A 25,644-nucleotide genomic window follows, 5' to 3' on the forward strand; every position below is an offset into this window, starting at 1 on the left:
GCGGAACAGTTGACCGTTTAGTAGTATAGAGAAAGCGGTCATGCTGCTCGAACAACTTCGGCAGGCAGAGGCGGAACAACGTTTCTTGCTCTGGATCCGTGAAGAACTTCGACGAAACTGACCAGGACCTGAACGAAATCTAGAATCTCCGGCACCGGCCGAAATTTAAGTACACGGATAACGTCGTTATCGAAATTATTCGCTACTTAAACTGGAACACGTACAAAGAGGCAAAGGACAAACTGCTCGGCATCGTCGCCTATTGCGTCAGTGTTTGGGATGATTTCGGTTCTGACAACTAAATTTATGAATGAAGAAGTGAAAAAGCGATGAAACAATAAACTATCAATTCCTGTTGTTGCAATTGCTATGAATCAGCCACCATCAAGCCGAATGGATTGAAAAATGAACCAGTCAGGCACACAGGTGATCGATAAAATATCGCACAACTCATGCATCGAACTTGTCAATCGCAAGACATCTTGTCCACCGGAAGAACCAAAACGTTATTTTCATCATCCCTACGGAATGGCCTACTACATCGACGGCAAGTAGATATGGGATACGGTGAAGTCGAACCAATCGCTCCGGAAAAACCGAAACTCACATAGAAAGATTAATATTTTTTGATAAAATAAAAAAATGTCGAAAAATGTCATACGTTTTTTAGGTTGTTTATTAGGTGAATTTTCAATTTTAGTTTTATCATGAATCAGTAGATTGATTTTTGGGGGCTAAAACATGGAGACAACAATAGAAATAAATATTCAGGATAATTTATTAAATATTTTCACGAATACTACTTTGGATGATATCTTAAAAAGCATGATTAAGCTTGATGCAGATAGTTTTACAAATTATCATAATGAAGAACTTCAAAAGAATAAAAGAGGATACAATAGCGGGGATAAAAAAATTGAGGCAATATTATCTATTATCGATAGAAAAAATGCTTCTGCAGGTACTAGGGCTGACGGATATGTCAAAAAACTAAAAAATGAATTCTTTAATCGTGGGCAGAAATATGCAGAACTTTTTCACGAACAATATTTAACTAATTTAGAATATCATTTTAATGTTAGAAGAGTTTACGGGATGGGTTACTCAATCGAAAATTATGATTGTTTAGAAGATTACCTGAACTCATTGTATCTATTGTTAATAAAAAATTATGATCCGAAAATTACAGGAGAATACATTCCTGCAAAAGTTACAGATATAAAGTTAAGAAACGATAATTATTTTAGTATATATAAAGATAATAAGAAAATTGAACTATATGAAAAAATCGGTGTGATCTATCAAACTGAAAAGAAAAACACAAAATCAGTATTTGTTAAGTATACGTTTGATTTTGAGAATGATTTTTTCGAATTATCATATAATGAGAATACGTTAAAGGATTTATGTAATCCCTCAATTGATATGAAAAAAATCATTTTAGAATCAGCTGATATTAATCAAACAATTACTTCTAAATTCGCAAACGAAAAAGTTGCTACTTTAACTTTGTATAGCAGAATGAAGGGGCTTGTAGAGTCGAAACTTGCTATTCGTTCTATTGGTGACCAGATTGCTAGGATTGCATTAGACGAGGAAATGAATAAGGAGAAAGATGAAGTAACTAAATTAAATAATCTTAAATCATTTAATACAGAAAATGAAGCTTTTAATAAGTCTCCTTTTGAACTAGCCATGTATAAGTTATTTAAGGAAGATAGAGATTCGATGATTTCGAGAATTCTAGGAGAAAATGAAGAAAAGGATACAAGTGATATTGAAGATTTTATAAATGAAAAATTTAAGGATTTTGATAATCATAGTGTTGGAATGAGCGTTAAATTTTTAAAAAACATGAAGGCTTTCACAAAGCTAAAAAAGAAATCCCATATTATTAATGGTCTTGAAGATTTTATTTTCTCATTTACAGTACGTGACTGGGAGGTAACAAAATCAACAACTAAAAATCAAGAGAGACTTCCAGTATATACATCAGATTTTTACTGGCATCTTCAGGAGGTAGTCGATGGTATCAAGTTGATAAATGAACTTGGGCTGCATGTTTCAACAGTAATTCCATCAGGAGAAAAATTTTCTCAAGAAATTAAAATAACACTAAGTAATGATCATTTGATTTTTATTTATTATCAAAATGATAAAAGAATCAGCGGAAGAGTTAAATCAATAAAAAATACGCTAAAAATATCTGAAGCGAGGGCACAAATCAATGACAATGTTAAAAACAAATTTAGAAAAATTATATCAGAGAAATCCGAGTCTCAATGAGCTATATCCATTTGACGAAACTTATGAGAAATTAAATTACTTTATTGATTCTGAGGTTAAGAACGGGAAAAAATTTCTAAATCCATACAGATTCTCAAAAGTTTTTAATATTGAACTCTCAAAAATATTTGTTCTGTTCGTATATATCAGTTCGATAAACGATAATAGAACACTTGAATTAAAATATCGTTATACATGTAAAAATAATACTGATGTTTTTCTTACTGAAGATGAACTAGAAAATTTTATTTGCGATGAGGATTGTGGATGTGAAGAAGAATTCAATTTACGAGAAGCGATTGAATCTGAAGCTATCGATGTTCCCATATTTTTTGAAATTGACGCTTATTTAATCTCAAACATCCTTTCTTCAATTGGAGATGAATCTTCTTTTTCCGAAAGAGATGAAGGGGGAATGTCTAATGAAAGCATAAATAACTTAAAAATTTTAAAAGAAGAAATTGACCTTTTGGAAGAACATGCTGATGATAATCAAATGATTATTCGGCAATTATCACAACTTGAATATTTAACAGAAACAGCAAATAGAGCTAAACTACGTTGACACTTTCCTTAGACATTATTGTACCTGTATTGGGATCTGCATTGCTTACTATAATCATTAGAAGTTTATATGAATTGAGTAAGAACTTAGTTGTCGCAAGGAATATAAAAAAGTTATTAAGAGTTGAAATCGAAAAAAATAATGAGATTTTAGAAAATTTAGAGGAAGCATTAAATTTCTTAGATAATAAAGGTGAAGTAATTCAAAATATTGATATTATGAATTTGACAGAAGAGGAATTTAAGGATCAGTACGTTGATAACAATGCTCTCCTTAAAGTAATCAAAATTTTAATTAACACTGCAGACAGGCAAATTAACTTATTATCTGTACTGGTTTATAAAGAGATTTTTTTAAAAAGTGCAATTAACTTTCATTCAAAGGAAGACAGATTAATTCATAAAATTTATGTTTCAATCGTTGACATAGAAAAATATATGGCATTCATCTCTTCTTTTGATAAGGAAAACAATGAACTAGAAATGTATCAAGCTTACTTTAAAATACTTGATAAAGTTACGAGTTCTTTGGAAGAAATAAAAAATTGGGAGAGAATAAGTAGAAACACTTATGAAAAATTTATGGATTTATTTTTACCAAAGAATATGAAAGAAAAAAGTAATACAAATACGTAAGAAAAACGTAATACATTTTTATACAATATTGATACAAAAACTTGCCAAATATGTAATATTCTTTTCATGTAGACGAAGCGGGTGCGACGACAGTTGCATTGTTCTACAGGACATAAGCATTACTCACATAGCAGACGCCTTGTAACGGACAGGGCGTCTTTTTTGTATGCAGAAGTATCCGGATGGGTTGATGACATCCCCGATTATCATGATGATGGCTCCATGTCATTCCCCAGATGCATTGCAGCTATCGTTCTCATCCAGATATTTGTACATATAAAGGAGAGTGATTCTATGGAAAGAAAGCCATTCGTGATCTGCTGGAAAGTAGACAAGAATCGTAAGGACAAACGAACAGGAGCCGTCAGAAAATTCTCGCAAAGTGATTGGTTGAAGTACATGAAGTATCTCTGGAAGAAAGAACTCGAGCGAATGAGATGATTCGCTCCTTGCCAACAACGTATGACGCAGCCAAGAGAGAACGTGAATTAAACACGAGGGCGGAGTGGTCGTGCGTTGTTGGGAAAAAGATTAAAGGATAAATTAATGATTTACAGAAATAGTTAATTACGGTTTAATACCGAATACTATTTTTGGAGGAAAAGACTTGGAAACACAAATGGTAAGCAAAGAAACAGATTGGAAATCAGATTTTGCAAGAAAACTAGTTCGAGAACAAAAGGTTACTGCTATGACTAATGTAAAGGACACTTTAAATTTTTTCGAATCATACTTTGATGAACTTCAAAAAGAACTAGAAGTAATAGCGGGTGACAGCGTTAGTTTTGATCCTTCTAACGGGGTGGGTCATTTTTACTTAGATATCAATCACTATCTAGGTGTACAGATTGCGTATGTAGGAGAGAATGGAGCAGTCACCTTGAAAACGGTTACGCAATGTGCGCACAATGGCCGTTCAACAAAGACTCTAGCTTACGTTGTCATTCGACCGGGACAAGGACCATTAATCCTTACGACAAACGATAAAGGTGATTTGACAGGTGAAGAGATTCCCTTATCTGTCAAATGGGTTGATGAAAAAGTGAAAAAATTTCTTACAAATGCAATATAAATTATCTGCACATCATTTTATGGTGTGCTTTTTTGTGCTTTGCAACGAGCTGATGGGGATCGACCTAGTCGGTTCGTTGGAAAGCATAAAAGAGAGGAGGGGATGAGTTGGCCACTTTGAATGCACGTCAGAAGCGTTTTTGTGATGAGTATCTAATTAGCTTGAATGCAACAAAAAAGAGCAACCGTAATCGCCCATACGGATCGGATCGATAGACAGAATACGCCCGGTCACGACATCAAGAACGATTGTCGCATAGTGGTGTCTTTTTCTCGTAGTGAACTCATCGACGAGGAAGTGTGTCGCATATGCCACTGTATCCACTGAAGCTTACTGATATAACAACTGTTATACAGTCGTTAAGAGGTTTTGTATTCACACGCGAGATTTGGGAATTGTCTGGTCGTGGCAACGCTCTGTGATGCCTTTTTGAAACACTTAGAGTAGTGCGGACGAGTCGTCCGAGACCGTAGCCATATAACGAACGACAAGTTACAAGAGAGGCATCTTCGACGTGGGACATCGAGTTCAATCCATAAGGTACCCACTTCCCACGCATAACCGTGTCAAAAACGACTACGCTTTTTCGAGTGCAAGATGGTCTTTTTGTAACATATCGTAAAAAGGGTATCGTGTGTATCTAGTATCTAGAATGGCAGGAAATATGTGAGGCTCTTCATCTGAAGACATTTGAACTTGAAACAGGACTGGAAGGGGAAGAAGCAATTTGATAAACAATTGGGAGGAATCGAAAACTCTAATCATAGTTTGTCTAAGCAACAATTACGTTATCGAGGTTTACACTTTTTCTATGTTACATTCAAAATCGGATGGATTTCATATGTCAACATCACCTTATCGTGATGAGCTATTAGTATTCATTTGTAATAACAACTGGTTTTGAAAAACATATTTACTATAAGAAGAAAATTCCCTAAATTTTACTTGGGGCAAGTATTACAATAAAACAAGATAACAAAGGGAGATGATCAAAAGTGAAAAAAACAGCAATCCTATCTAGTGTTTCATTAGCATTAATATTTTCCGTAAGCTCTGTGTCTGCTCAAACTAATAATCCAGTTACATATGTTGTACAAAATGACAAAAATGTTGTAGGAGGAATTTATAAATCGATTCCTAATAAAAAAGAAACGTTGATATTGAAAAGCGATAAATCAAAGTTTAATAAGCAAGTATTAGCAGCTCAAACAGTTGGTCAAAGTCTTGTTTACGAAAAAGTAATTGGAATGGAACCCTTAAGGTCGTATCGTTGTGATAGTGTACTGTATAAAGTGGACATTTTAAGTATGACTAAAGGTAAAACTATAAAAATTGCGACGGAGTATGTGCCTCCTAAACCAACAGAAAATATGAAGGTTGTAGGGTCATCTTTATACTATGTTAAATTTGAAAACTTCAAAAAAGATGATAGTGTTTTTTCAGTTGTTAAGTCAGATTTAATAGGAAAGAAGAGAAAGACCTTAATTAAAGGTGTTAAGGATTTTTGGATTCGAGGTAAAAGTATTTTTGTCATAAAAAATAACAAACTCCAAAAAATGAGTCTTGAAGGAAAGAATCTACAATCTATTAAAAGTTTAAACTATGATCTATACCCAACTCAATCGTATTGTGGAGAAAACAAATACAATGTTTCATCAAATTCTTTAACAGCATATGATGAGTTAAGTCCTAACTATGATGAATATAAATTTACGGCATATGATTTTACAAAAAATAAGGGAGCTACAATTAATTTTAAATTTAAGATCGATGACAGACATCCTTTACCAGAAGATATCAACTTAGAAAAGAAAAAAATGATTGTTTCAAGTTGGATTCAAAATAAAAATTATGAAATGAAATTTAGTTACGGTTTATATGATTTTAATGGAAAGAAAATTAAAACATTGATTAAATCAACTGAGCAACAAAATATTATTTATAGTGATATGTCAAAAGGGCACATTTTATATAAAGATGGTCAAAATTTAAAATTAGTCAAGTTTTAATGTGAAATAAAAAATTATTTTGAATAAACGATAAAATAACTTTTAAAGACGTATATTATAATCTCAGTCTTCTAAATGAGATTATAATATACGTCTTATTTTTATGATTTATATACCCGAATAGTGGCATCAAGACACATTCACCTAGAGTGCTTAAGAACCTTTTCTTCTTGATGGTCACAGTAAGTCGCCGTAAAAAAGCCGTCAAATTGACGGCTAAGCTGTTACCATTCATATCCTTCTTCACTATAAGATCCATCCGAATTGAAGAAGCGTTCTTCTGCTTTACCGCTTGACGTATTCGAATAGATGACATATACATCAAGGTCATCGTGCTGATCCGCTATTTTTTTAGCAGCTTTACGAGCATCGGCTTCATTCGTAAACGTTTCCGTCATAGTTGCCTTTTGATGCTTCTCTACACCATTTTCCTCATAACCTTCGACTGTCCAGACTTTTTTTGATGACATAATAACCAACATCCTTTCGTTGCAGAGCGAGTTGTGTAACACTTTGCTGTTTATCATTATGCTTGGTTTCATTAAAATTAGTCAAATCATTATCTTTATACAGATAGAGAACAGCATCCAGAGGGGCTTGAGATTGAAGACGAAAGGCGATTTTTCTCGTTTAAGAGAAGAATCGATTTTTAGTTTTGTTCTATTTAGGTGTTCGCTTACATTTTTGTAATCATCATAAATATCGAATGAACATCCGTTTCAATATGGTAAATTATTGATATTGATAAATGGTTGGTGGTTTTAAAATATGCTCGACTAGGAGGAAAAATGGAATGGATATTCTGCTAAAAGGTTTACTTTATGCAGCTGTGCTCGGAGCGCAGTATGTATTATCGAGTCAAAAGAATGTGTACTTAGGGGCAGTTGTTCCATTGTTGTTTTCTGCAGGAATGACTTGGCGATATGTTAACGTCGAGTCGGTTAGTACAATACAATACTTGCTAATCACAGGGTTTGGTTTGCTTTGTTTGGTAGCGGAGTGGGGGAAAGGCCGAGAGGTGTTTAGAAAAAAACAGGAAAAAGAGTTGGAGCGCATGAGCATACAGGATTTGAAGTGAACAGACCGTGCATTATGATTCGAAGTTAGGGTTCCTTTTCTATTCTGTATTTTCATCTTGACTGATTTACTTGCCGTCGTTTAATGAAGTTCTTAATCCCTAATACGAGACCGATGATGAGATACAGGATCCCGTTACCAACGATCACGAACCCAATAAAAGCTGCTGCATAAGCTGCTCCAAAACCGTATCCGCCCGTACTATGGTCGATTTTTAAAAAAACAGAACCGGTTATCAAAGCGATGATTGGTCCGAGTATGACAATTAGTAAGCCGGATCCCCATAAAGGCATTTTCCCTTTTTTGTATAAAAGGATAGCTGATACATTTAATGCGATTAAGCTTGGTAATAATACACTCCAAAGTAGTCCATCACCACTCATCTAAAGCCCTCCTTCTAATGATAAAATAGGTAATAAATGTAATAAAAGCACTGAGTTGATCATATCATAAAGTCTGTAATCTAGTATCTTTATTTCCAACTAAAGGTATAAACTGAAGAGGATATTTTGGCGTGATGATAGTTCGAAAAAAATGAGGAGGAGATAAAATGAAACTGATTGAAAGAACGTTGATTTTGCTCAAACAAATGTTCAAAAACGAACCGAGATTTATTATGGGGAGATACGGGAGAAATGGATGGGCAACTTGCACCTTCAATACACCGTTAACTTCTAAAGAGATTGATTCACACTTCCTGAAAGATACGTTTTCTTTACCAAGGGACTACAAACATTTTTTAACGTTACATAATGGATGCGGTTTATTTGAAACAGAATCTGATTTAATCCTAGAATTGTTTCCTCTTGAGGAAATGCTCGAAATGTCGGAAGAGCACCATTCAGAAGACGGTATCCTCTCAGAAGGAAACTACTGGATCATAGGTCAAATAGATGAGAAATGGATTTTAATTGATAAAAATCAATGTACAGATGCAGAAGACTCCTTTAAAAAACCATATATCACGGTCGTGCATCCATCAGATGGTCTGGACACTGCAGTTGCGTTAAATTTAAATTTCGAATGTTTTTTAGAACGTGCTATCATCGCGCAAGGCGACTACTTTTGGGAGTGGTCAGAAGACACTGAACTAACTGTAACGTATGGTGATGTTTCGACGTATGAAGAAATCGACGAAACACTTTATCTCGAAGATAAGAAATAAAATATTTGATTGATTGTCGAAAGGAATAACAATAGGAAACACAACAAGGAGAGGAGGAATTGTGTCATGTGGTTACTGTTTGGGATACTTGCCATCTTCGCGACGGCGGTGAATCTGATTTTGTACTTCATCGGCAAGGACTATAAGCTGGCAATGGCTGTCGGGTTATCGCTTACGGCGCTCACACTGTGTGCGGAATACAGTCAACTGGCGAGCTGGGTCGAAGCGGAGGACTGGGCGGCCTTGGCAGACGTTGTTCCCGGAATGGAACGCGCCTGGTGGTTCTTAACGATTGTGTCGATTGGACTGAATCTGACACCACTGTTGCTCGAATATCGAAAAATCCGATCTTAATTGAGGCGTGAATGGATTTTAAAAGGGGATTACACGATGGATTAGCAGACCGTTCAACTGAGACGACAAGGCTTCATACTGCGACACATCTTCTGCACGAAGGATTGAGAAGAGTGTTGGGGGAGTCGGTGGAACAACGTGGTAGCAATATCACGGTCGAAAGACTACGGTTTGATTTTACGTTCCATCGAAAGGTGACCCAAGAAGAAATAAAGAGGGTGGAGGATTTAGTCAATGAACAAATTAGTAAAGGGCTAGCAATCAGTATCAAGAAGATGAGCGTAGACGAGGCGAAAGGAATGGGGGCTACCGGACTATTCGAAAGCCGATACGATGAAAACGTCAAGGTGTATTCGATGGGTGACTTCTCGCTAGAGATTTGTGGTGGCCCGCATGTGATGAATACACGTGATCTTGGGAAGTTTAGAGTGATCAAAGAAGAAAGTTCCGCTAGTGGCGTATGACGAATTAAGGCGCAGTTGACTGAATGAATGGATGTGGAATTGTTATACAAATAAGAAAATGGAACGTTATTGTCTGCATTTGTCATTCCTTCGTCTAGCAGCATCTACAAACTGAAGTTCTGTTCACTCATTTAGAACTACTTATAGCCATTGATAGTTTCATAATAGTTCTTCCGGATTAATGCTTCTATTACGAAAACGGAATCATCAATAATAAGCCAGTGCCGTTGTAGCAATATCAATTGATCAGTGATCGAAATGAAAATCTTCTCGGATTTGGGTTTTAGTTTCAGCATGATTCGGCTCTTTAATATGATAAACAATTTTTGACCAATAGATAAGAGACCGTTATTGGCTAGTATCTCTAGATTTAAATGCCGATAGAGACAACTATCGCGTAAAGGGAAGCAAAATGAAAGGAAAGAAGTCCACACCTGAGGAATGATGTGGACTTCTTTTTTATAGTAACTATGCTTTTGCTACGTTAAATAGTCAGTATTCGTCGTGATAATCATTTATAGACATCACGACGATGGCCGATTTTAAGAATCAAGATTACGACTTTCTCATCCTGGATGTCAGCCATCATGCGATAACGCCATTCACCCGAACGATTCGAGACGAGTCCCTTTCCATGATGATCCGCGTTTGTTGGGGACCCATCTTCTTGAGAGACTTTTGAGCTCCGTGCTCAAACTCTACGGTGTATGAAGTCATCCTAAATCAAGTTCCTTCATCTTGCTTCGGAACAGCCGTGTATCATTGGGGTTGACGACTTCGCCTTCAAAAAAGGACATCGTTACGGGACAATCATCTGCAATGCATAGACCCATCGTCCAACCGAATTATTCCGTTCATGGAATCCCGACGAGATGATTACATGTATAGATGGATTGATTGAAAAGCCTGTTCGAGCTTCTTCGGACAGGTTCCTAGGATACCAAGAAACATTTCAGAAAAAAGGCGTTGTAGTAGTGAGTAATCGTTTCTATCTGATTTACAATCTGTGGGAGTTGATTGTTACTGTTTGTAGAAATGTGCTATCTGGTCGTATACCAATCTGTAAGAGCCAGTCTGTGGTAGAGGAACTTTCATCCTCTATCACAGAATTTTTGCCCGATGATTCTACCCGATGATTCTAATCGTAAAATGCTTGTCTCTTCTGTTCAATCCATGTATCAAAAGGGCATGTCTCTGAATGCAATCGCTCGTTCTCCTCACCTAAAATAGCGAACTGTCAAGAAGTATAATGAGCTTGGTTACCGACACTTGTCACTACGACGGAAAAGTTCCCATTCAATTGATTGTTATATGCATCATTTAAGAGAGTACGTCTCGTTCTCATGTGAATCTGTCGTAATAGTTATAGAAAAAATGCATTCTTAAGTTTCCTGGGGTGCACTTTAAAATAGGACTGTATTTGATTGGTCGTATGACTCTCAGATTATTTTCCTCTTTTTTTAAAATTTTCAAATTCTTTGGTGCCTCTCTTTGGAGGTTCAGAGTCGTTTTGAATTGCTAACCATCCTATTAAGCCTGTGATTAGAGAAAAAATGAGGATACCTATTTGAGAAATAGAAACAGTATCTATAAATTGAGTGATTACTTTTAAAAGTACAAACGTACTAGCAATATTTAGGATCAACGCTATAAAACCTTTACTTGATTTTATAAAATTTAGAGTGACTAGGGCTTTCAATAATGACTTTAAAAATAAATTGATTGGAATTTCCAAAACTAGATATACACCAAAGAAGAATAGTAAACTTGATAAAGATTCGTAATGTAGACCAAGTATCTTTAAAAAAACAAATTCAAGAGAGGTAAATACAAGAAGTATGACAGAAATGATTAAAGCGCCTATAGATAGAGTTTTAATTTCTTTAATTTTAATCTTCCCCTTTATTTTTTAGATAGAGTGTCATAAATGTTAACTTTTCCCGAGCCGAAATAAGGGTCAATCCCTTCAAATCCTAAATCCACGGTTCCTTTAATTAATTGGTTGTCAATAAATGTTCTACTGATTTATGGACGAAAAACGGCGAAACGTTTTTCTTTTAAGAGAGTGCAAGCGAGTAAGGAATGGATTCGTCCCGAATCCAAGTGCAATGAGAGATTCGCAGTGGACGGATCCACTGCGGGTAAGAAAATACATCTTGTTTTTCTATGTAGAAGAGTGTTATGGAGCATGTATTAGTGAGACAAGTAGTGAAGTGTATGAAGGTTTGAGGGTAGATAGCTGATCGAAGTGAATTGATCCTCCTGTTAGATAGGTAGTAATGTTCTTTCTACTTGATGTACAACATGAAAAGATTTTTTGGCCTCATCGCACCGCTGCCCCCCTGCCGGACCGATAATTAGAGCTGGATTGTCAACACTAAACTAGACAATCACTCCTTAAGAAGATTGTCTAGTTTAGTGTTGACAATCGAATTTTCTTCATGGGTTCTTGAACTACCTCCACCTACGCTGCGCTAAGAGGTGGAGGATTCTTGAGTTATTCAACAACCTAGCGGTCAAAAAATTATCAGGCTAACCCCGTTGTCCCGACGGTTGAACGTTGATCTTGTCCGTTTCTTTTATACGGATGCCTACTCTGCTTGGTTTTCGCTACTTCGGTCATCCGCAAGGTGAACGTTGAAGATTTTACGTGACAGACGAACTTCCTGTCACAACGCCATATCTTCAGTTTTCAAAGAACATGACTTTTTTTATTCCTGGTTTTAATTGTTTTCAAACCAAGAGTGTTGGACAATTGACGTGTCGCAAGACACGCCTTGCCCGAAGACGATTCATCTCCCACTTGCACTAAGGCTTCGCCCTGAACGTTTAGAAGTGGGAGTATTCTCGTCTAATTTTGATAAAAAACATTTAATATACAAATTTTGATTAGAAATTCATTCCTTTAATAAAGTGTAAGGAATATGATGTATGAACTTATCTAACTGGACATTGAAGTAGGTTTCAATGTCTGACTTTAGCCTCTGTTCTAGGTCAAGTAAGGATGAAACTAACATGTCTAACGGAAATACATTATATCGATCATGTTCACCCCATATGGATTTAATACGACCTCGATTAGAAAAGGGAATCATCGAAATAATGGCTTCTTTTTCGTTCGCATCAAATTCAACTGAGTAATAATGAAACTCAGGGACTGACGTTTCCGTTATTTTTTCTTTCCAACGGTATAGAGATTTGTAAAACTCTAAAATGGACAATGAGGTTTCTAAATAAATGTCATCGTTCATTGTTATAGTGAACGATGCTTCGATTGAAAGAATGGCTGGGATATCCTTTGCAGAACGTTTTGAAAGAGCAGTAGGTTGATTTAAAAATGTATAAGCAAACATTACTTGATTAGGAGTACTACTCATATTTTACTGTCAGATCCTTTCAAAGACGCTTTAGTTATTTCCTGAATCGTTTGTCTTCTGACGTCGCTTGAATGACATTGAGAAAACGATATTGCGTACGATTTCAGAGATGATAGACGTACAGATTTCGATAATCAATTGAATCTCTCCTCTTCTGTATTGATTTCTTCTTCAGTATAGTCGTTTAGATTAATCAATTTTTGATAATTATTGCTAACTTGTGATAACAGGATTTAAAAAGAAAGAAGTCCACACTTGAGGAATGATGTGGACTTCTTACTATAGTAAATTGTGATACTTGCTGGGTTAATTGATAAATTGTTCATAATAATCATTTATAAACCTCACGACGGTATTCAATCTCAAGAACCAAGAAGACGACTTTCTCCTTTTGGATGTCAGCAATCAGAAGGGGGTCGCCGATGCAATAATGCCATTCACCCGAACGATTTGCAACAAGTCTCTTTCCATCCCGACCAGGTGCTGTTATTCTAAATCAAGTTCCTTCATCATATCGTCAAACGAAATTGATTCTGATTTTTTACGGTATGCTGCCATGGAATCATGATAGAGTTGTAAATCCATCTCATCTTCAATACGATCGAGGACGGCATCGCGAACAAGTTTAGAAATCGTACTCATACTTATCATCTCCTTTGTAATATATATTTAGATGTTAGTATACACGAGCTCTATTCGTTCGCTATTCATTTTACCATGATCAAGAAAGCAAACTGATCATCACCATTCTCCGACCATCTTGCTTGAAGTTCATATGCGTACGTTCCACTCTTTTTTGGTATTACGAGTTGCTTATTTTTTAACGTAACCGGGTTACTTTTTTCAGTCATGTGCAGACCGTCTGCGTAGATTTTGTCGACGCATTGACCTCTAAACATGCCACTCCAGCAAAATGTACCTTGGACCGTTAAAATACTTTGTCCCTTTATCTCGACACGGGGATCTGGCGGCTCATTACATAAGGGTTCGAATTGAACAAAAAACGCAAAGATGATCATTACAGAACCAATCAATAAGTATTTACGCATTTTAAACTGTTCTCCTACGCAAGTAGTATCTTAAAAAATCAATCATATTTTTAATCAGATAATCTAATATGAGTTAAACTGAAATGTGGCTTAAACTGTATATCAACTTCCGTTTTTCCTGAATCGCCTTTGATTTTTAAACACTCACTTTCATTTCTGATTGATTCTATAAAATATAGTTCAAAATCGAAGATCGTCCACCTGTATTCATCATTACTTAAGCTGACGTCACATTTATGTTCATATTGTGAGATATACAGTAATAGCTGAAATCCGAGTTTGTCGACCTTTTTATACATATAAAAACCGGCACCTTCTTGATAAAGTTCTTCCGGTTCGGATTCGAATAACTCAAGCAGTTCGTATTCATCATAAAACATATTTTTCTACTCCTTCCTTTTGTATGTTTTGTTTATAGGTAGGTATCGCGGTAATGACTTTCATGAGGATTTCGTCCTTAATGTTTAGAAGTAGGCAGATTTGTGGCTAGTTTTGATAAAAAACTAATGAATCAAGCAAGGTTTCTTTGCTTGACTCATTCTGGAGGTTCCAAATGACAATCGAAGTAATTAAAAATATAAGGGTGTTGTTTCGCGAAGAAGCAAAACGACCAGTTCCATTGTTGGACTACCTTGAACTAAACGATTTACGAATCGATGAACTTCTGAAAGAGGAAGATCGGAATGGTGAATTTATTATTGAATTCGAGCTGGAACAAGACACCATCACGTTGTCTTACGAAATGCATGAGCGGGAAGAAACATCACAAGTCGAATACATCGTGTATTTCATCTGTAAGTGGAAATGGATTTGGCAATGGTATTCGAAACGATTTTTAGAACACGACATACCATTTGACGTTTATCCGACAATCATCGATTACGCGAAAGCCCGCATACGTCCACTCGAATTAATGGAAGAAACGGTTCAAGAATTAGAGGGATATACAAAAGAAGGCTTACTCTTTTATTATGGGTCGGGACCGTTCGATGACTTTGAGGAGTCCGATCAAAATCTGGATCAAATTTTAGAATATGATGAAATGAACAGCAAAGAAAACATGCGAGAACAGGGACTTTATTTTGACCCGGAGATGGAAAGATGGATTCAGATTCCGGCTTCTCTCGACATCATCGAAAAGACAATTCGGCCATTATCAAACGTAATGTAAGGACGGACTTGACGATTAAGAAAGCATCCTGCAACGATATTTTTTTGTATTCACCGAACCTGACTCAATTGAATCTGCGTTCTTTTCACTACTATTTTGCTTATTCATCATTTGAGAAGATCCTGGTACTTGTAGCCTTTTAAGATGTCATCATTCTCTTCATACGTCCATGTTTTGACGGCGAGATCAGGGTTTGCTTTCAGGTGATGTGTTAAGATATCGCGACCTAAAGAGTAACGGCTCCATAAAGGGATGTCTTTTTCAGTGTTTCCCATTGTAATCTCCTGATAATCGGCTTCGCCGTTCCCAATCAGACGCGCTACATGTTTCTTCGCTGCCTCATCGATTGGTTTATCCCAGGGCGGCTTGACATCTTTAATGATGCGATCGGCAAAGGCATCGGCTTTCCCTTCGAAGATGACAGAGTCGAGGGACGTATCGATTGAACTGAACTCGGGTGTGTCATTCAGGACCAGGTGATGGTATTCATGTGCGACCGTATAGGCAAGCACGTCCTGATCGAAGTCGGGATTTAGATTAAAGAGGATGGAATCTTTAAAAGCGGCTCCACCGACTCCTCCTAACGGATCAATCATCGACCAAAATTCCGGATTGGACGGTGCGATGAAAATCGTGCTGTTTTTTTTAGGGAGAAACTTATGGGAAGCGATGTAGCTGTTCGTAATGATTTCTTTGATTTCGTCATGCCGTTTCGCCAATTCATTCGTACGATCGAGCAGATCCTGCTCATTGATTGTTGATTGCAACAAGAAAAAGCTCTTTAGGCTGTTTGTATTGAAGTTCTCCTGTTCCCCGATCTTGTCAATGTAGCCGAGGACATATTCTGCATAATTTTTTACGTCCATCGCTGAGTCGTCTTTCTTAAGCGATGCCTTCAAATATGTTTGATACGGCGCGTACAGCGGTACGATCGTCAGTTCGCTGTCCTTGCCGATTTTTATAGTTTCTGGTTTGAAAGCTGCAGACTCTTCATGAGTCACTGCTTTTTCTTTTTCATCTGAACATGCCGATAACAGAAGGAACGGGACACAAAGCAAAGGAACGATTACTTTTTTCAAGGGGATGACCTCCATCAGTGTTTATTATTTTGTCAATATGTAGGAATGAATGCTTCAGTGAGCGTAAGTTCAATGTAGTGAAGCGACATCACTTTATACGGGAGACCGTTGCATAAGGTTTCGATAATTCCTTTTATTTACAAAAAATATCACGTATCAAATTGTTTTGAATACTAATCGTATAAGAAATTACCGAAATCGTGAAACCTGCTTTGAGAAGAAGAAGTAGAAGAGAGCAAAGGGGATGATGAGATGGTACGCTGTACAAATTGTGACTACAAGTGGAAGACGAAAGATGTACTCGCTGTCGGTTTTGCGAAGCATGGCAAAGCATGCCCGAATTGTGGCGAGAAGCAGTATCTTTCAAAAGATACGCAGCATTATCTGTCGCTCGGATACGTCAGCCTGTTTTTTTTACTGATCATGCCGTTCGTCATCAAGCTGAGTGATCGGGAAGAATCTGTCTGGTAAGCAGCTCGCCGCGTGTTCAAAAAAAACGGAGTTTTTCTAACGGTGTATACTGACGGAAAAGGGGGCGCGACGGGATGCCATCGCTTTATGAGATTGAAGTACAGGATGCAACCGGACAGACCGTTTCATTACAAGATTATGCGGGAGAGGTACTTCTCATCGTCAATACAGCCAGCAAATGCGGGCTCGCCGGTCAGCTCGGAGACTTGCAACGGTTGTACGACACGTATGCCGAGCAAGGCGTTCAGGTGCTTGGTTTCCCGTGTGATCAGTTCAACCGTCAGGAATTCGCCAATCAAGAGGAAACGATGCAGTTTTGTCAGCGGAACTACGGCGTGACGTTCCCGATGTTTCAGAAGATTGACGTCAACGGCCCGACGGAACACCGGTTGTATACGTACTTGAAACAGCAACAGGGAGGACTGCTTTCGTCAACCATCAAATGGAACTTCACGAAGTTTCTCGTCGACCGTCAAGGGCGGGTCGTTAAGCGGTTTGCCCCGGTCGATTCAATCCAGACGATTGAAAAAACACTGGCGCGCTATGTATAATGAAACCACGTCCTGTCCGGCGCAAGCCGTCGGACAGGCGTATCGTATCACCCTACCTTTGGCGAGGTAGGGCTTTTTTTATGTCAACTCTGCTTTGGCAGATTAAAAGAATGTCTGACGGTAAAATCACTCATCTTGTGACCAAGATCCGTAAAGACCGGCGGACGCGGGGACAGGACATGAAAGTCTTGTTCGAATGCCCGGATGGCGTAGTGGGTCCAGTCGCGCGACGGATCCCGCTTCAAGCCCATCCAGGCCGTCGCAAAGGTCAGAAGTGCCGAGTCCTGATACAGGGTGAGCGGAACCGTACTGAACTCCAGTCCGTCATCCAGTTCATGCAAATCCGACGACCGGAGTAAGACACAATCTGCTTCAAACAACAGTTCAAAATAATTGCAGGAATAGTCACCGATGAGCACCATGATTTCGTCCGTATGGCCGCGAAAATAAAGTGCTAACCGATCGCTGTTTTTCTCATCTATGACTAAGTGATCAAGTGCAATCTGATAGTCTTCCCGGTACAACAGTTTCTCAAATGTAATGTGCATGACTAATCCCCCTTAAGAGTGTTTCTCCTTGGCGAGTTCGAGGATATCCGGCTGTCGCACCCGTCGTGACGACCAGATGAGTAATCCGATGCCGCAAAATAAAAGTAAAATGCCGACCCACGACAACAGACTGAGCGTTTCCCCGAGGACAAAGATTCCAAGTAATGCAGCGGTCAACGGTTCACCAAGCGACAGCGTGACGGCAGTCGAAGACGAGACATACGCGAGCCCTTTTGCGAACAAGAGGTAGGCAAGACCGGTCGCAAAAACTCCGAGATGCAGACTGATACCGGCACCGCGTAGACTGAAGACCCATGACAGGTCGAACAGGAACAGGAGCGGCGACAACAGGACGGCGCTGAGCGTAAAGACGACGGCGACGACCGACAGCGGCGGATGGGTTTTCACCAGATCCCGGCTGACGAACGTGTAGGCGGCAAAGGAGAGTCCGGCACCGAGAGCGAGCAAAATGCCGAGCGGATTGACCGATACTGCCGCTTGATTCATGACGAGCAGCAAACAGCCGGCGATCGACAGTAATGTCGACAGCCACCAAATCGTACCGGGACGGTTTTTTAGGACCAACCATTCAATCACCCCGGAAAAAATCGGCGCACTGCCGATCGCGACGACCGTTCCGACGGCGACACCGGTCATGAGGACGGCAGAAAAAAATAACGGTTGGTAGGCGGCCATGCTGACAGCAGCAAGAAAGATCGTCTGTAGCGGCCAAGCTTTCAGCGTAAACTTTCCCGTCAGTAAGACGAGACACAGTAAAAATAGACCGCCGACCGCTAATCGGACGGCGCCGATCGCAATCGGATGAGTTGCTTCCGGCGCAAAGGCTTGTGACGTGCCGGTCGTGCCCCACAGCATTGCTGCGAGTAGAATCAGCAACATCGAAGACTGTTTCTGCATGGTTTACCTCCAAGTGAGTACATAGATTCCATTCCCAAGACATTGTTTTGATTAGAAAAAGGATACCACAGAAACAGGAAGGAAGAATCGACCAAATTATTGGTAAAATGGTAGACTAAAGGAAGATGAGGCAAGACGGCTCATACATAGAGAAATAAAAGGATGGATATTATGAATCAAATCGCAGTTGTCCTCGATGGACTCAAACAGAAAATCAGCCATGGATCGACTTTCATCCAGCGCAGTTACAATTCAATCGGTCAGGGCACGTTCCATCTGCCGAAACCGGTTAAACCGGAAACACTTCAAGCGTTCCAAACCGAGTTCAAGCAACCGTTACCAAGCGAATACCAGACATTTCTCGAACTGCATGACGGAGCGAAACTGTTTATGTTAGGTGACGAGGGGCTGGTCTTGTATTCGCTCGAGGAAGTGATCGAAAAGACGATCGAAGCCAAGGAAGACGGTCTGATTGATGAAGACTATGATCATTACTGGATCATCGGTGAGGTAAACGAAGGGTACTTACTGATTCATACGGAGCATGCGAAAATAGAAGATACACCCTACATGTACTGGAAGTATCACGAAGGGTCAACCGAGGACACCGATGCCATCGGTCAAAACTTCGGGACATTCCTTGAACGGTCGATCATCGCGCAAGGCGACATGTACTGGGAATTTAACATTTTTGATGTCCGGGAAGATGATTACTACGTCGAAGAAGAAACGGAGCATGTGCAGGCCGGCGTGCCGATTGCTTCCGAGGAACGAGTCCGGATTGAAATTGAGTATCCGATTTACCGCCGGGGAGGGTTTATCGTTTCTTTTTATACATATGAAAATGGAAAACCTGATTTATGGTGGAGATCCGACTACGATACGATGAAACAGGTGCATCGCTCCCTGCTGAGTACTCTGGATGAACCACGGTTCCATTTTACAGAAATCAATGTGTTCCAAAAAGAAGCACCGATTTGGCAAAACGAAGATGCATCCGGTGAACTGATCGCGAAACGCGTCGAACATCCGCAAACCCAAATCATACAGTATGACGGTTATCAGGCCTTTGCAGAACAATTGCCACGCCCTTTACCGGGCTGGGAGTAGGAAATGATTTGCGAAAAAGTAGTGATTTTTTAAAATAGTCATTTAACAAGTAAACAGATTGAAGCACGGCGTGTAAGGGAAATACTCACTATCATCCGGATAGGTTTAGTAGTGAAAAGATATTCTGTTTCTTATTTGAGACTCGATTCATTTTGGGATTTTTACTACGTTTAGTCTGTATTTTAAGAAACAGTTAAAAAACGCGAAGGAGGAGAAAAAATGAAAATAGCAATATCGGCTGCGAATGGTAAGTTGGGAAAAGCAATAATTAAAGAAGCGGTCTCGCTATTACCTAAAAGCGATGTGATCGGACTAGCGCGAACGCCTGAAAAAGCAATGGATATTGGGATTGAAGTACGTCCTGGCGATTACGACGATCTAGAAGCATTAGAGAAGTCACTTCAAGGGATTGATGTGTTGTTACTTGTATCCGGTATGGATGCACCTGATAAGAGGGTAATTCAACACCGCAATGTCATTCGAGCTGCTAAAAATAGCGGTGTCAAGAAAATTGTCTACACTAGTATACAAGGAGCAGAGGAGGGGACTGCATTTTCACCAATTGTTAAGAGTAATCGACAGACTGAACAAGATGTAATCGATAGCGGGTTAGAGTGGGTTATTGGGCGCAATGGAATATATATTGAACCCGATGTTGAATACATCGACTCCTATATTAAAGAAGGTGGCATTCGAAATTGTGCAGGCGACAACAGATGCGGCTATACGACAAGAACTGAACTGGCTTATGCGTATGCAAAAATGATGATAGAAGATAAGCATGATTCTAAAATATACAATCTTCATGGCGAAGCCATTACTCAATACGAACTTGCAAATTATTTGAGCAATGCTTTTGATGTCGATTTAACTTACACGTCAATCAGTGTGGAAAAATTTAAAGAAGAACGAATTGCCGAGTTAGGTGAATTTATTGGAACAGTTGTGGCTGGAATTTATCAAGGAATCAGAGAAGGTAAGTCAAACAACACGAGTCACTACTTTGAAGCGGCAGGTAGATCTCATCAATATTGGAACGATTATTTTAAAAGTTTCAGACAAGAAAATAAAAATTAAACTTAAAGGGTACTTTCTATAAAAGCATTTTTTTGCAAGAGAATTTTTAACGATAGGAAGTGAACTCATGACGAAACAAAATCAGCATGTCACACCACATCCGGATGGTGGATATCAAGTCAAAGCGGCAGGGGCTTCCAAAGCCACAAAACGTTTTTCGACGCAAAAAGAAGCTATTGCCGCAGGTCGTGAAATTGCGAAGAAGCAACAGGTAGAGTTAATAATTCATAACAAAGAAGGTCAAATCCGCGATCGGGATTCTTACGGAAATGATCCTTTTCCGCCACGTGGATGACCGAAGTTTGGTAGAACTGCACAATAAAGCACGTCCATACAAACTGGACGTGCTATATTGTGCAGTATTTTTCGTGTGTGATCTCCTTTGAGTGCGCCACTTAAATTTAAGAAATACTTCAAAGATGAGAGTTCATGGTGTATGAAAGGAAATTACTTTGTTAACACGGGTGAAATGACTGTCTACACTGTATCTAGTCCTTCAGCCGTCACCCGAAGTCCTTTGACGTTGATTTCAAAATCGACAGGGTCTGTACCAAATATGATCGTATTTTGACCAAGTTCTTTACCATTATTATCAGAGAACACAATTGTCGTCTTGTCGTCAGGCTTAGCATAAGCAATGTAATTAGGATTATCAGATAACGCCTCTTCCGTTAAGAGAAAGCTGACCAAAAAATTTTTATTCGAAGAGCACGGTGACGTCTATCTGACAGTTTTTCAAAATTAGGCGAGAATACGCCCACTTTTAAACGATCCGCGTGAAGCCCGAGTGAAAAGTGGGAGATGAATCGCTAACCACTCTTTCGGGTATATACGTTGCAAGGAGAGGAACATCATGTTGACACACAAGGCCTACAACTTCAGAATATACCCGACAAAAGAACAGGAAATCCTGATAGCGAAGACCATTGGTTGTTCGCGCTTCATCTTCAATTACTTCTTATTGAAGTGGGATGAGACATACAAAATGACAGGAAAAGGACTGTCTTACGGTTCTTGTTCGGAAGAAATTCCGATGTTGAAGCAGGCGTTCGACTGGTTGAAAGAAGTTGATAGCACGTCTATTCAAACGAACGTCAAACATCTTGACGGTGCTTTTGACCGCTTCTTCAAGAAGCTGAACGAACGGCCACGCTTCAAGTCAAAGTGCAACCCTGTTCAATCGTATAGGACGAACATTCAGGGCAAGTCTCAACTTCCCGAAGACGGGCTCATCCGTCGGCGTCGATGTCGGACTCAAGACCTTCGCCATCCTGTCGAACGGCACGGTGTACAAGAATGACCGTTTTTTTTTCGTTAGCTTGAGAAAAAGCTGGCGCGTGAGCAACGCAAGCTTTCTCGTCGTCAACGGTTGGCCTTGGATAAGAAAGGAAAACTTTCCGCATGCTCGAATACAAAGCGGAATGGTACGGCAAGACCTTAACCTCTAAGCGAAGCGTAGGTAGAGGTAGTTCAATTTGAGCCTTTCCACGACAGACTGAACTAACGGTTCAGTAGTATAAAATTTTGAAAAGACAGGGGATGACTAAATGTTTTCAATAACAATAGAGAGTTTTATACGCATTACCACTGTAGGATTTTTAGCTTATATCAGTCTAATAATTTTTTTACGAATTTCTGGGAAGCGGACATTAACTAAATTGAACGCTTTCGATTTAGTGATAACAGTCGCACTTGGTTCTACTTTAGCTACTATTTTACTTAGTAAGGATGTCAGTTTATTAGAAGGATTGACTGCACTTACTCTATTAATTTTAATGCAATTCATGATGACATTCATAGCTGTTCGTTTTGAAAAATTCAATAAACTCATTAAGTCAGAACCACGATTGCTATATTTAAGAGGCGAATTTCTTGAAAGGGCTATGAAAAAAGAAAGAATCAGCAAGAACGAAATCTTACAAGCCGTGCGTAATAAAGGAATCGGGGGATTAGAGGAGGTGAAAGCTGTTGTTCTTGAAACAGACGGTAGCTTATCAATTATTAAAGGAGAACTAGAGGATACTTTACCAGAATTAGGCGGAAAAACGCCCACTTCTAAACGATCCGGATGAAGCCCGAATGAAAGTGGGAGATGAATCGCGACCCTCTCTTTTAGGTATATCCTTTGTAAGGTGGTGAACATCATGTTGACACAGAAGGCCTACAAATTCAGAATCTATCCGACAAAAGAGCATGAAATCCTGATTGCGAAAACCATTGGTTGTTCGCGCTTCGTCTTCAATCACTTTTTAGCGAAGTGGGATGAGAGGTATAACACGACAGGTAAGGGACTGTCTTACGGTTCTTGCTCAAAAGAACTCCCGTTGTTGAAGCAGGAGATCAACGAAATGCCGAAGACGGGCTTGTCCGTCGGCGTCGATGTCGGACTCAAGATCTTCGCCTCTAGTCAACTGTGCTCCAGTTGCGGACATCAACACAAAGATGTGAAACATCTTGGCTTGCGTGAATGGACGTGCCCGAGTTGTGGCATCCACTACGACCGTGATGTGAACGCAGGACTGAACCTCAAACAAGAAGCTGAACGCATCTTAGCTTCTTCAACCGTCGGGACGACGGGGGTAGCCTAATCAATTTTCGACCATTAGGTCGGATTCCTGAGTTGTGCAATACATGAACTTACTGCGTGTCAAAGCAATTAAGAAAGCCTTCTGATTGGTCAGATTTATATTTTTCGTGCAGACGATAAAAGGTCTCTTTCTCATTGAGCAGAATGAAACAACCCCGGTCGTCAAAAATATACAGGATGATGTCTTTGGCAGGGTTGACGAAAAAAATTTCAGGATAGTACGTCTGTCTCGACTTAAAGCGGGGATACAATTCAGGAAAGTCCTGATTGCAGATTGCTTGAAGCAACTTTTTATAACGAATGGACTGTCTGCTCGGTAATAAGCGGGCGTATTGGTAAATGACTTCTTCCTCATCGCGGACAGCCTTTTTTTCGAACTCAAGCGCGTATCGATTCTTGTTATTTTTAAGATAACGCTCAAAGATCTCCGTACTTTTCGCCGGAGGAGACTGGACTTCTTTTCTGACACGTACAATGAGGTACAGACGGTCGTCTTCCTGAAACAGATCTTCAAACAAGGCGAGGGATTTTTGATAGACCTTCTCAAAGTAGGCCATATTCAGTTCATCGGAATCCTCCTGTATTTGGTAAAGTCCTTTTTGCAAGTCGAGACTGAGTGTCAGTGGACGCTCCGCAAAAGATTCTTCCAAAACATCTGGATTGTCGAAGTGAATGTGGAAATAATCGTTTAGTTTCATAAAGTGTTCCTTCCTTGGCAGTTGTTGTGTACTTTCCTATTATATTTAAGAACGTCTCCGGATGAATGAAGATTTCCAGTTAAGGGTATCAAAGATAGAATCAAAATAAAACAATCCACTCAAAAGGAAGTGAACGCATGGCGAATCAGCATGTTACACCACATCCGGATGGCGGTTATCAGGTCATTGCGGAAGGGGCATCGAGAGCAAAGAAGCGATTTCCGACACAAATAGAAGCGATCGCAGCCGGACGGGAAATTGCGAAAAAACAACAGGTCGAGCTGATCATTCATAACAAGGAAGGTCAGATCCGCGATAAAGATTCATACGGCAATGATCCGTTCCCGCCGCGTGGGTAAACGCAAAAACACGTCGCTAGTATAAGGACGTGTTTTTATTGTGGATTGAGCCGTCCTGCCATTCTGTCTTCAACAAGGAATACATATACAAATCATCGAACTGTCCGCGTGTCTTCTCGTATTGACGCAACAGTCCTTCCCGCTTGAAACCAAGCCGTTCGAGCAACCGTTGAGTGGCCGTATTGTCCGGCAGAACAAGCGCTTCGATCCGGTTTAAGTTCCATTCATTAAAACCGTGTGCGAGTACGGCTCGAACGGCTTCTTGTGCCAGTCCTTTACCCCAGTGAGCAGGACTCAGTTCAAAGCCGAGTTCCGCCCGCTGATGCCGGGAAGAACGGTTCAAGAAACCGCAACTGCCGATGATGTCAGGAGTCGCATGTTCAGTGATGCCCCAGCGGAGACCGGTCTGTTCTGTTCGGATGGCGTGATACCAGTTGATTTCGTCCAACGCATCGGCTTCCGTTTGGAAGGGAGCGAGCCCTATCGGTTTAACGACACGTTCATCAGCGAGATACGTCAGTAGACTCGGAGCGTCGAGCGGTGTCACCTCGCGGAGCGTCAGTCTTGTGGTTTGCAGGATGGGGAATGGAGAAGTAGTCAAAGTAATCCCTTCCTTCCATGGATTTAATATAATCCGGTCATGGTCAGCTTCAGAAGCATCGATACAATGTATTCTTTGGCGATTGTTTCGTCGCTGAACTTCTTTTGGTCAAACGTCATGCCACGTTCCCGAAAAAACGTGTACCACGTACCGTATTCTTCATAATAATGAAATCCGTCCAGCAAACGATTGGATTCGGTCGAAGATGGTTCAGGTATACCGTGTACCGCCGTATAAGCCAAGACTTCCGCTCGACTGACAGTAAAAACGTCTGCGTAGGAATAATTTCGCATATTCGGGACACCAAGTGTTTCACAGGCGAACTGTAATGGATTTCCGTACAGCAGGACTTCAATTTGTTTTTTATGATCAATCACTTGTCTCGACTCCTGTTCTGAAAACATGTATTGATTTTGCGACC

At 39.6% G+C, this 25,644-nt stretch carries 31 protein-coding genes and 2 pseudogenes; 20 read left to right on the top strand and 13 right to left on the bottom strand.

What is annotated here, in order from left to right:
- Positions 1–741: 741 nt before the first annotated feature.
- From KNP94_RS02975 to KNP94_RS02995, 5 genes are all read left to right on the top strand, one after another.
- Entirely contained in the window at positions 742–2,286 is a 1,545-nt protein-coding gene (locus KNP94_RS02975; protein WP_215115188.1) for a hypothetical protein, read from the top strand.
- On the top strand, positions 2,228–2,851 hold the full coding sequence (locus KNP94_RS02980) for a hypothetical protein (RefSeq protein ID WP_215115189.1): 624 nt from the start codon (positions 2,228–2,230) through the stop codon (positions 2,849–2,851). Before KNP94_RS02975 ends, KNP94_RS02980 begins: the two co-directional genes overlap by 59 nt.
- A gap of 74 nt (positions 2,852–2,925) precedes the next feature.
- Positions 2,926–3,486: a hypothetical protein gene (locus KNP94_RS02985; protein ID WP_215115190.1), complete on the top strand. Its 561-nt coding sequence runs from the start codon at positions 2,926–2,928 to the stop codon at positions 3,484–3,486.
- Between the two features lie 607 nt (positions 3,487–4,093).
- Positions 4,094–4,558 carry a hypothetical protein gene (locus tag KNP94_RS02990; protein ID WP_215115191.1) on the top strand — a complete coding sequence of 155 codons (465 nt, stop codon included), beginning with the start codon at positions 4,094–4,096 and terminating at the stop codon, positions 4,556–4,558.
- A 995-nt stretch (positions 4,559–5,553) separates the two neighbouring features.
- Entirely contained in the window at positions 5,554–6,567 is a 1,014-nt protein-coding gene (locus KNP94_RS02995; RefSeq protein WP_215115192.1) for a hypothetical protein, read from the top strand.
- A 224-nt stretch (positions 6,568–6,791) separates the two neighbouring features.
- On the opposite strand, the gene KNP94_RS03000 is transcribed toward KNP94_RS02995, so the two are convergent.
- Positions 6,792–7,037: a hypothetical protein gene (locus KNP94_RS03000; protein WP_215115193.1), complete on the bottom strand. Its 246-nt coding sequence runs from the start codon at positions 7,035–7,037 to the stop codon at positions 6,792–6,794.
- Between the two features lie 323 nt (positions 7,038–7,360).
- Here KNP94_RS03000 and KNP94_RS03005 point away from each other — a divergent pair, with 323 nt between their 5' ends.
- Positions 7,361–7,645 carry a hypothetical protein gene (locus KNP94_RS03005; protein WP_214801298.1) on the top strand — a complete coding sequence of 95 codons (285 nt, stop codon included), beginning with the start codon at positions 7,361–7,363 and terminating at the stop codon, positions 7,643–7,645.
- Positions 7,646–7,697: 52 nt separating this feature from the next.
- On the opposite strand, the gene KNP94_RS03010 is transcribed toward KNP94_RS03005, so the two are convergent.
- Entirely contained in the window at positions 7,698–8,027 is a 330-nt protein-coding gene (locus tag KNP94_RS03010) for an ABC transporter permease (RefSeq protein WP_214769574.1), read from the bottom strand.
- A gap of 167 nt (positions 8,028–8,194) precedes the next feature.
- Here KNP94_RS03010 and KNP94_RS03015 point away from each other — a divergent pair, with 167 nt between their 5' ends.
- The 3 genes from KNP94_RS03015 (at position 8,195) to KNP94_RS16100 (ending at position 9,627) form a co-directional block, all read left to right on the top strand.
- Positions 8,195–8,809 (top strand): SMI1/KNR4 family protein, encoded by a 615-nt coding sequence (locus tag KNP94_RS03015; RefSeq protein ID WP_214769571.1) that lies wholly within the window; start codon positions 8,195–8,197, stop codon positions 8,807–8,809.
- 66 nt (positions 8,810–8,875) lie between these two features.
- The gene (locus KNP94_RS03020) at positions 8,876–9,163 is read left to right on the top strand and encodes a hypothetical protein (protein ID WP_215115194.1); all 288 of its coding nucleotides are present in this window, start codon (positions 8,876–8,878) and stop codon (positions 9,161–9,163) included.
- Between the two features lie 128 nt (positions 9,164–9,291).
- Positions 9,292–9,627 (top strand): hypothetical protein, encoded by a 336-nt coding sequence (locus tag KNP94_RS16100; RefSeq protein WP_214807930.1) that lies wholly within the window; start codon positions 9,292–9,294, stop codon positions 9,625–9,627.
- Positions 9,628–11,071: 1,444 nt separating this feature from the next.
- On the opposite strand, the gene KNP94_RS03030 is transcribed toward KNP94_RS16100, so the two are convergent.
- From KNP94_RS03030 to KNP94_RS03050, 5 genes are all read right to left on the bottom strand, one after another.
- Positions 11,072–11,533, bottom strand: a complete 462-nt coding sequence (locus KNP94_RS03030) for a YrvL family regulatory protein (protein ID WP_215115448.1) — start codon at positions 11,531–11,533, stop codon at positions 11,072–11,074.
- 991 nt (positions 11,534–12,524) lie between these two features.
- Positions 12,525–13,004 carry a DUF7878 domain-containing protein gene (locus KNP94_RS03035; protein ID WP_214765643.1) on the bottom strand — a complete coding sequence of 160 codons (480 nt, stop codon included), beginning with the start codon at positions 13,002–13,004 and terminating at the stop codon, positions 12,525–12,527.
- Positions 13,005–13,490: 486 nt separating this feature from the next.
- A complete protein-coding gene (gene relB / locus KNP94_RS03040) occupies positions 13,491–13,646 on the bottom strand; it encodes a type II toxin-antitoxin system RelB family antitoxin (RefSeq protein WP_251132550.1) in 156 nt (51 codons plus the stop codon).
- Between the two features lie 65 nt (positions 13,647–13,711).
- Positions 13,712–14,053, bottom strand: a complete 342-nt coding sequence (locus KNP94_RS03045) for a hypothetical protein (RefSeq protein WP_215115195.1) — start codon at positions 14,051–14,053, stop codon at positions 13,712–13,714.
- Between the two features lie 50 nt (positions 14,054–14,103).
- The gene (locus KNP94_RS03050; protein WP_088836891.1) at positions 14,104–14,433 is read right to left on the bottom strand and encodes a hypothetical protein; all 330 of its coding nucleotides are present in this window, start codon (positions 14,431–14,433) and stop codon (positions 14,104–14,106) included.
- A 173-nt stretch (positions 14,434–14,606) separates the two neighbouring features.
- Between KNP94_RS03050 and KNP94_RS03055 the strand changes: the two genes are divergently transcribed.
- The gene (locus tag KNP94_RS03055) at positions 14,607–15,224 is read left to right on the top strand and encodes a hypothetical protein (protein ID WP_214801313.1); all 618 of its coding nucleotides are present in this window, start codon (positions 14,607–14,609) and stop codon (positions 15,222–15,224) included.
- Positions 15,225–15,331: 107 nt separating this feature from the next.
- On the opposite strand, the gene KNP94_RS03060 is transcribed toward KNP94_RS03055, so the two are convergent.
- A complete protein-coding gene (locus tag KNP94_RS03060; RefSeq protein WP_215115196.1) occupies positions 15,332–16,303 on the bottom strand; it encodes a DUF2268 domain-containing putative Zn-dependent protease in 972 nt (323 codons plus the stop codon).
- A 252-nt stretch (positions 16,304–16,555) separates the two neighbouring features.
- On the opposite strand from KNP94_RS03060, the gene KNP94_RS03065 reads away from it, so the two are divergent.
- Both KNP94_RS03065 and KNP94_RS03070 read left to right on the top strand, forming a co-directional pair.
- The gene (locus tag KNP94_RS03065; RefSeq protein WP_088836894.1) at positions 16,556–16,774 is read left to right on the top strand and encodes a hypothetical protein; all 219 of its coding nucleotides are present in this window, start codon (positions 16,556–16,558) and stop codon (positions 16,772–16,774) included.
- A gap of 74 nt (positions 16,775–16,848) precedes the next feature.
- Positions 16,849–17,325 carry a glutathione peroxidase gene (locus tag KNP94_RS03070; RefSeq protein ID WP_088836895.1) on the top strand — a complete coding sequence of 159 codons (477 nt, stop codon included), beginning with the start codon at positions 16,849–16,851 and terminating at the stop codon, positions 17,323–17,325.
- Between the two features lie 83 nt (positions 17,326–17,408).
- Here the strand turns inward: KNP94_RS03070 and KNP94_RS03075 are convergent, their stop codons facing one another.
- Complete coding sequence (locus KNP94_RS03075; RefSeq protein WP_088836896.1) at positions 17,409–17,873, bottom strand: hypothetical protein; 465 nt, start codon at positions 17,871–17,873, stop codon at positions 17,409–17,411.
- Positions 17,874–17,885: 12 nt separating this feature from the next.
- Positions 17,886–18,791 carry an EamA family transporter gene (locus tag KNP94_RS03080; protein ID WP_215115197.1) on the bottom strand — a complete coding sequence of 302 codons (906 nt, stop codon included), beginning with the start codon at positions 18,789–18,791 and terminating at the stop codon, positions 17,886–17,888.
- A gap of 171 nt (positions 18,792–18,962) precedes the next feature.
- Between KNP94_RS03080 and KNP94_RS03085 the strand changes: the two genes are divergently transcribed.
- The 7 genes and pseudogenes from KNP94_RS03085 (at position 18,963) to KNP94_RS16195 (ending at position 23,566) form a co-directional block, all read left to right on the top strand.
- The gene (locus KNP94_RS03085; protein WP_215115198.1) at positions 18,963–19,901 is read left to right on the top strand and encodes an SMI1/KNR4 family protein; all 939 of its coding nucleotides are present in this window, start codon (positions 18,963–18,965) and stop codon (positions 19,899–19,901) included.
- Between the two features lie 219 nt (positions 19,902–20,120).
- A complete protein-coding gene (locus KNP94_RS03090; protein WP_214765671.1) occupies positions 20,121–20,978 on the top strand; it encodes an SDR family oxidoreductase in 858 nt (285 codons plus the stop codon).
- A gap of 67 nt (positions 20,979–21,045) precedes the next feature.
- Positions 21,046–21,273 carry a DUF2188 domain-containing protein gene (locus KNP94_RS03095; RefSeq protein WP_088836900.1) on the top strand — a complete coding sequence of 76 codons (228 nt, stop codon included), beginning with the start codon at positions 21,046–21,048 and terminating at the stop codon, positions 21,271–21,273.
- A gap of 558 nt (positions 21,274–21,831) precedes the next feature.
- Positions 21,832–22,398, top strand: a pseudogene (locus tag KNP94_RS03100) (helix-turn-helix domain-containing protein); the annotation flags it as partial.
- Between the two features lie 127 nt (positions 22,399–22,525).
- Positions 22,526–23,050, top strand: coding sequence for a DUF421 domain-containing protein (locus KNP94_RS03105; RefSeq protein ID WP_215115199.1), 525 nt, complete (start codon positions 22,526–22,528; stop codon positions 23,048–23,050).
- A gap of 72 nt (positions 23,051–23,122) precedes the next feature.
- A pseudogene (locus KNP94_RS16190) lies at positions 23,123–23,320 on the top strand (helix-turn-helix domain-containing protein); the annotation flags it as partial.
- A 6-nt stretch (positions 23,321–23,326) separates the two neighbouring features.
- Positions 23,327–23,566 (top strand): zinc ribbon domain-containing protein, encoded by a 240-nt coding sequence (locus tag KNP94_RS16195; RefSeq protein WP_483299338.1) that lies wholly within the window; start codon positions 23,327–23,329, stop codon positions 23,564–23,566.
- Positions 23,567–23,615: 49 nt separating this feature from the next.
- Here the strand turns inward: KNP94_RS16195 and KNP94_RS03115 are convergent, their stop codons facing one another.
- Positions 23,616–24,263: a DUF3885 domain-containing protein gene (locus KNP94_RS03115; RefSeq protein WP_214765680.1), complete on the bottom strand. Its 648-nt coding sequence runs from the start codon at positions 24,261–24,263 to the stop codon at positions 23,616–23,618.
- 137 nt (positions 24,264–24,400) lie between these two features.
- Between KNP94_RS03115 and KNP94_RS03120 the strand changes: the two genes are divergently transcribed.
- Positions 24,401–24,622, top strand: a complete 222-nt coding sequence (locus tag KNP94_RS03120) for a DUF2188 domain-containing protein (RefSeq protein ID WP_215115201.1) — start codon at positions 24,401–24,403, stop codon at positions 24,620–24,622.
- Between the two features lie 16 nt (positions 24,623–24,638).
- Here the strand turns inward: KNP94_RS03120 and KNP94_RS03125 are convergent, their stop codons facing one another.
- Both KNP94_RS03125 and KNP94_RS03130 read right to left on the bottom strand, forming a co-directional pair.
- Entirely contained in the window at positions 24,639–25,223 is a 585-nt protein-coding gene (locus tag KNP94_RS03125; RefSeq protein ID WP_214765686.1) for a GNAT family N-acetyltransferase, read from the bottom strand.
- A gap of 23 nt (positions 25,224–25,246) precedes the next feature.
- The gene (locus KNP94_RS03130; RefSeq protein WP_215115202.1) at positions 25,247–25,600 is read right to left on the bottom strand and encodes a hypothetical protein; all 354 of its coding nucleotides are present in this window, start codon (positions 25,598–25,600) and stop codon (positions 25,247–25,249) included.
- Between the last annotated feature and the right edge of the window lie 44 nt (positions 25,601–25,644).

It is taken from the genome of Exiguobacterium sp. s80 (assembly GCF_018618725.1).
Lineage (GTDB): Bacteria > Bacillota > Bacilli > Exiguobacteriales > Exiguobacteriaceae > Exiguobacterium_A > Exiguobacterium_A oxidotolerans.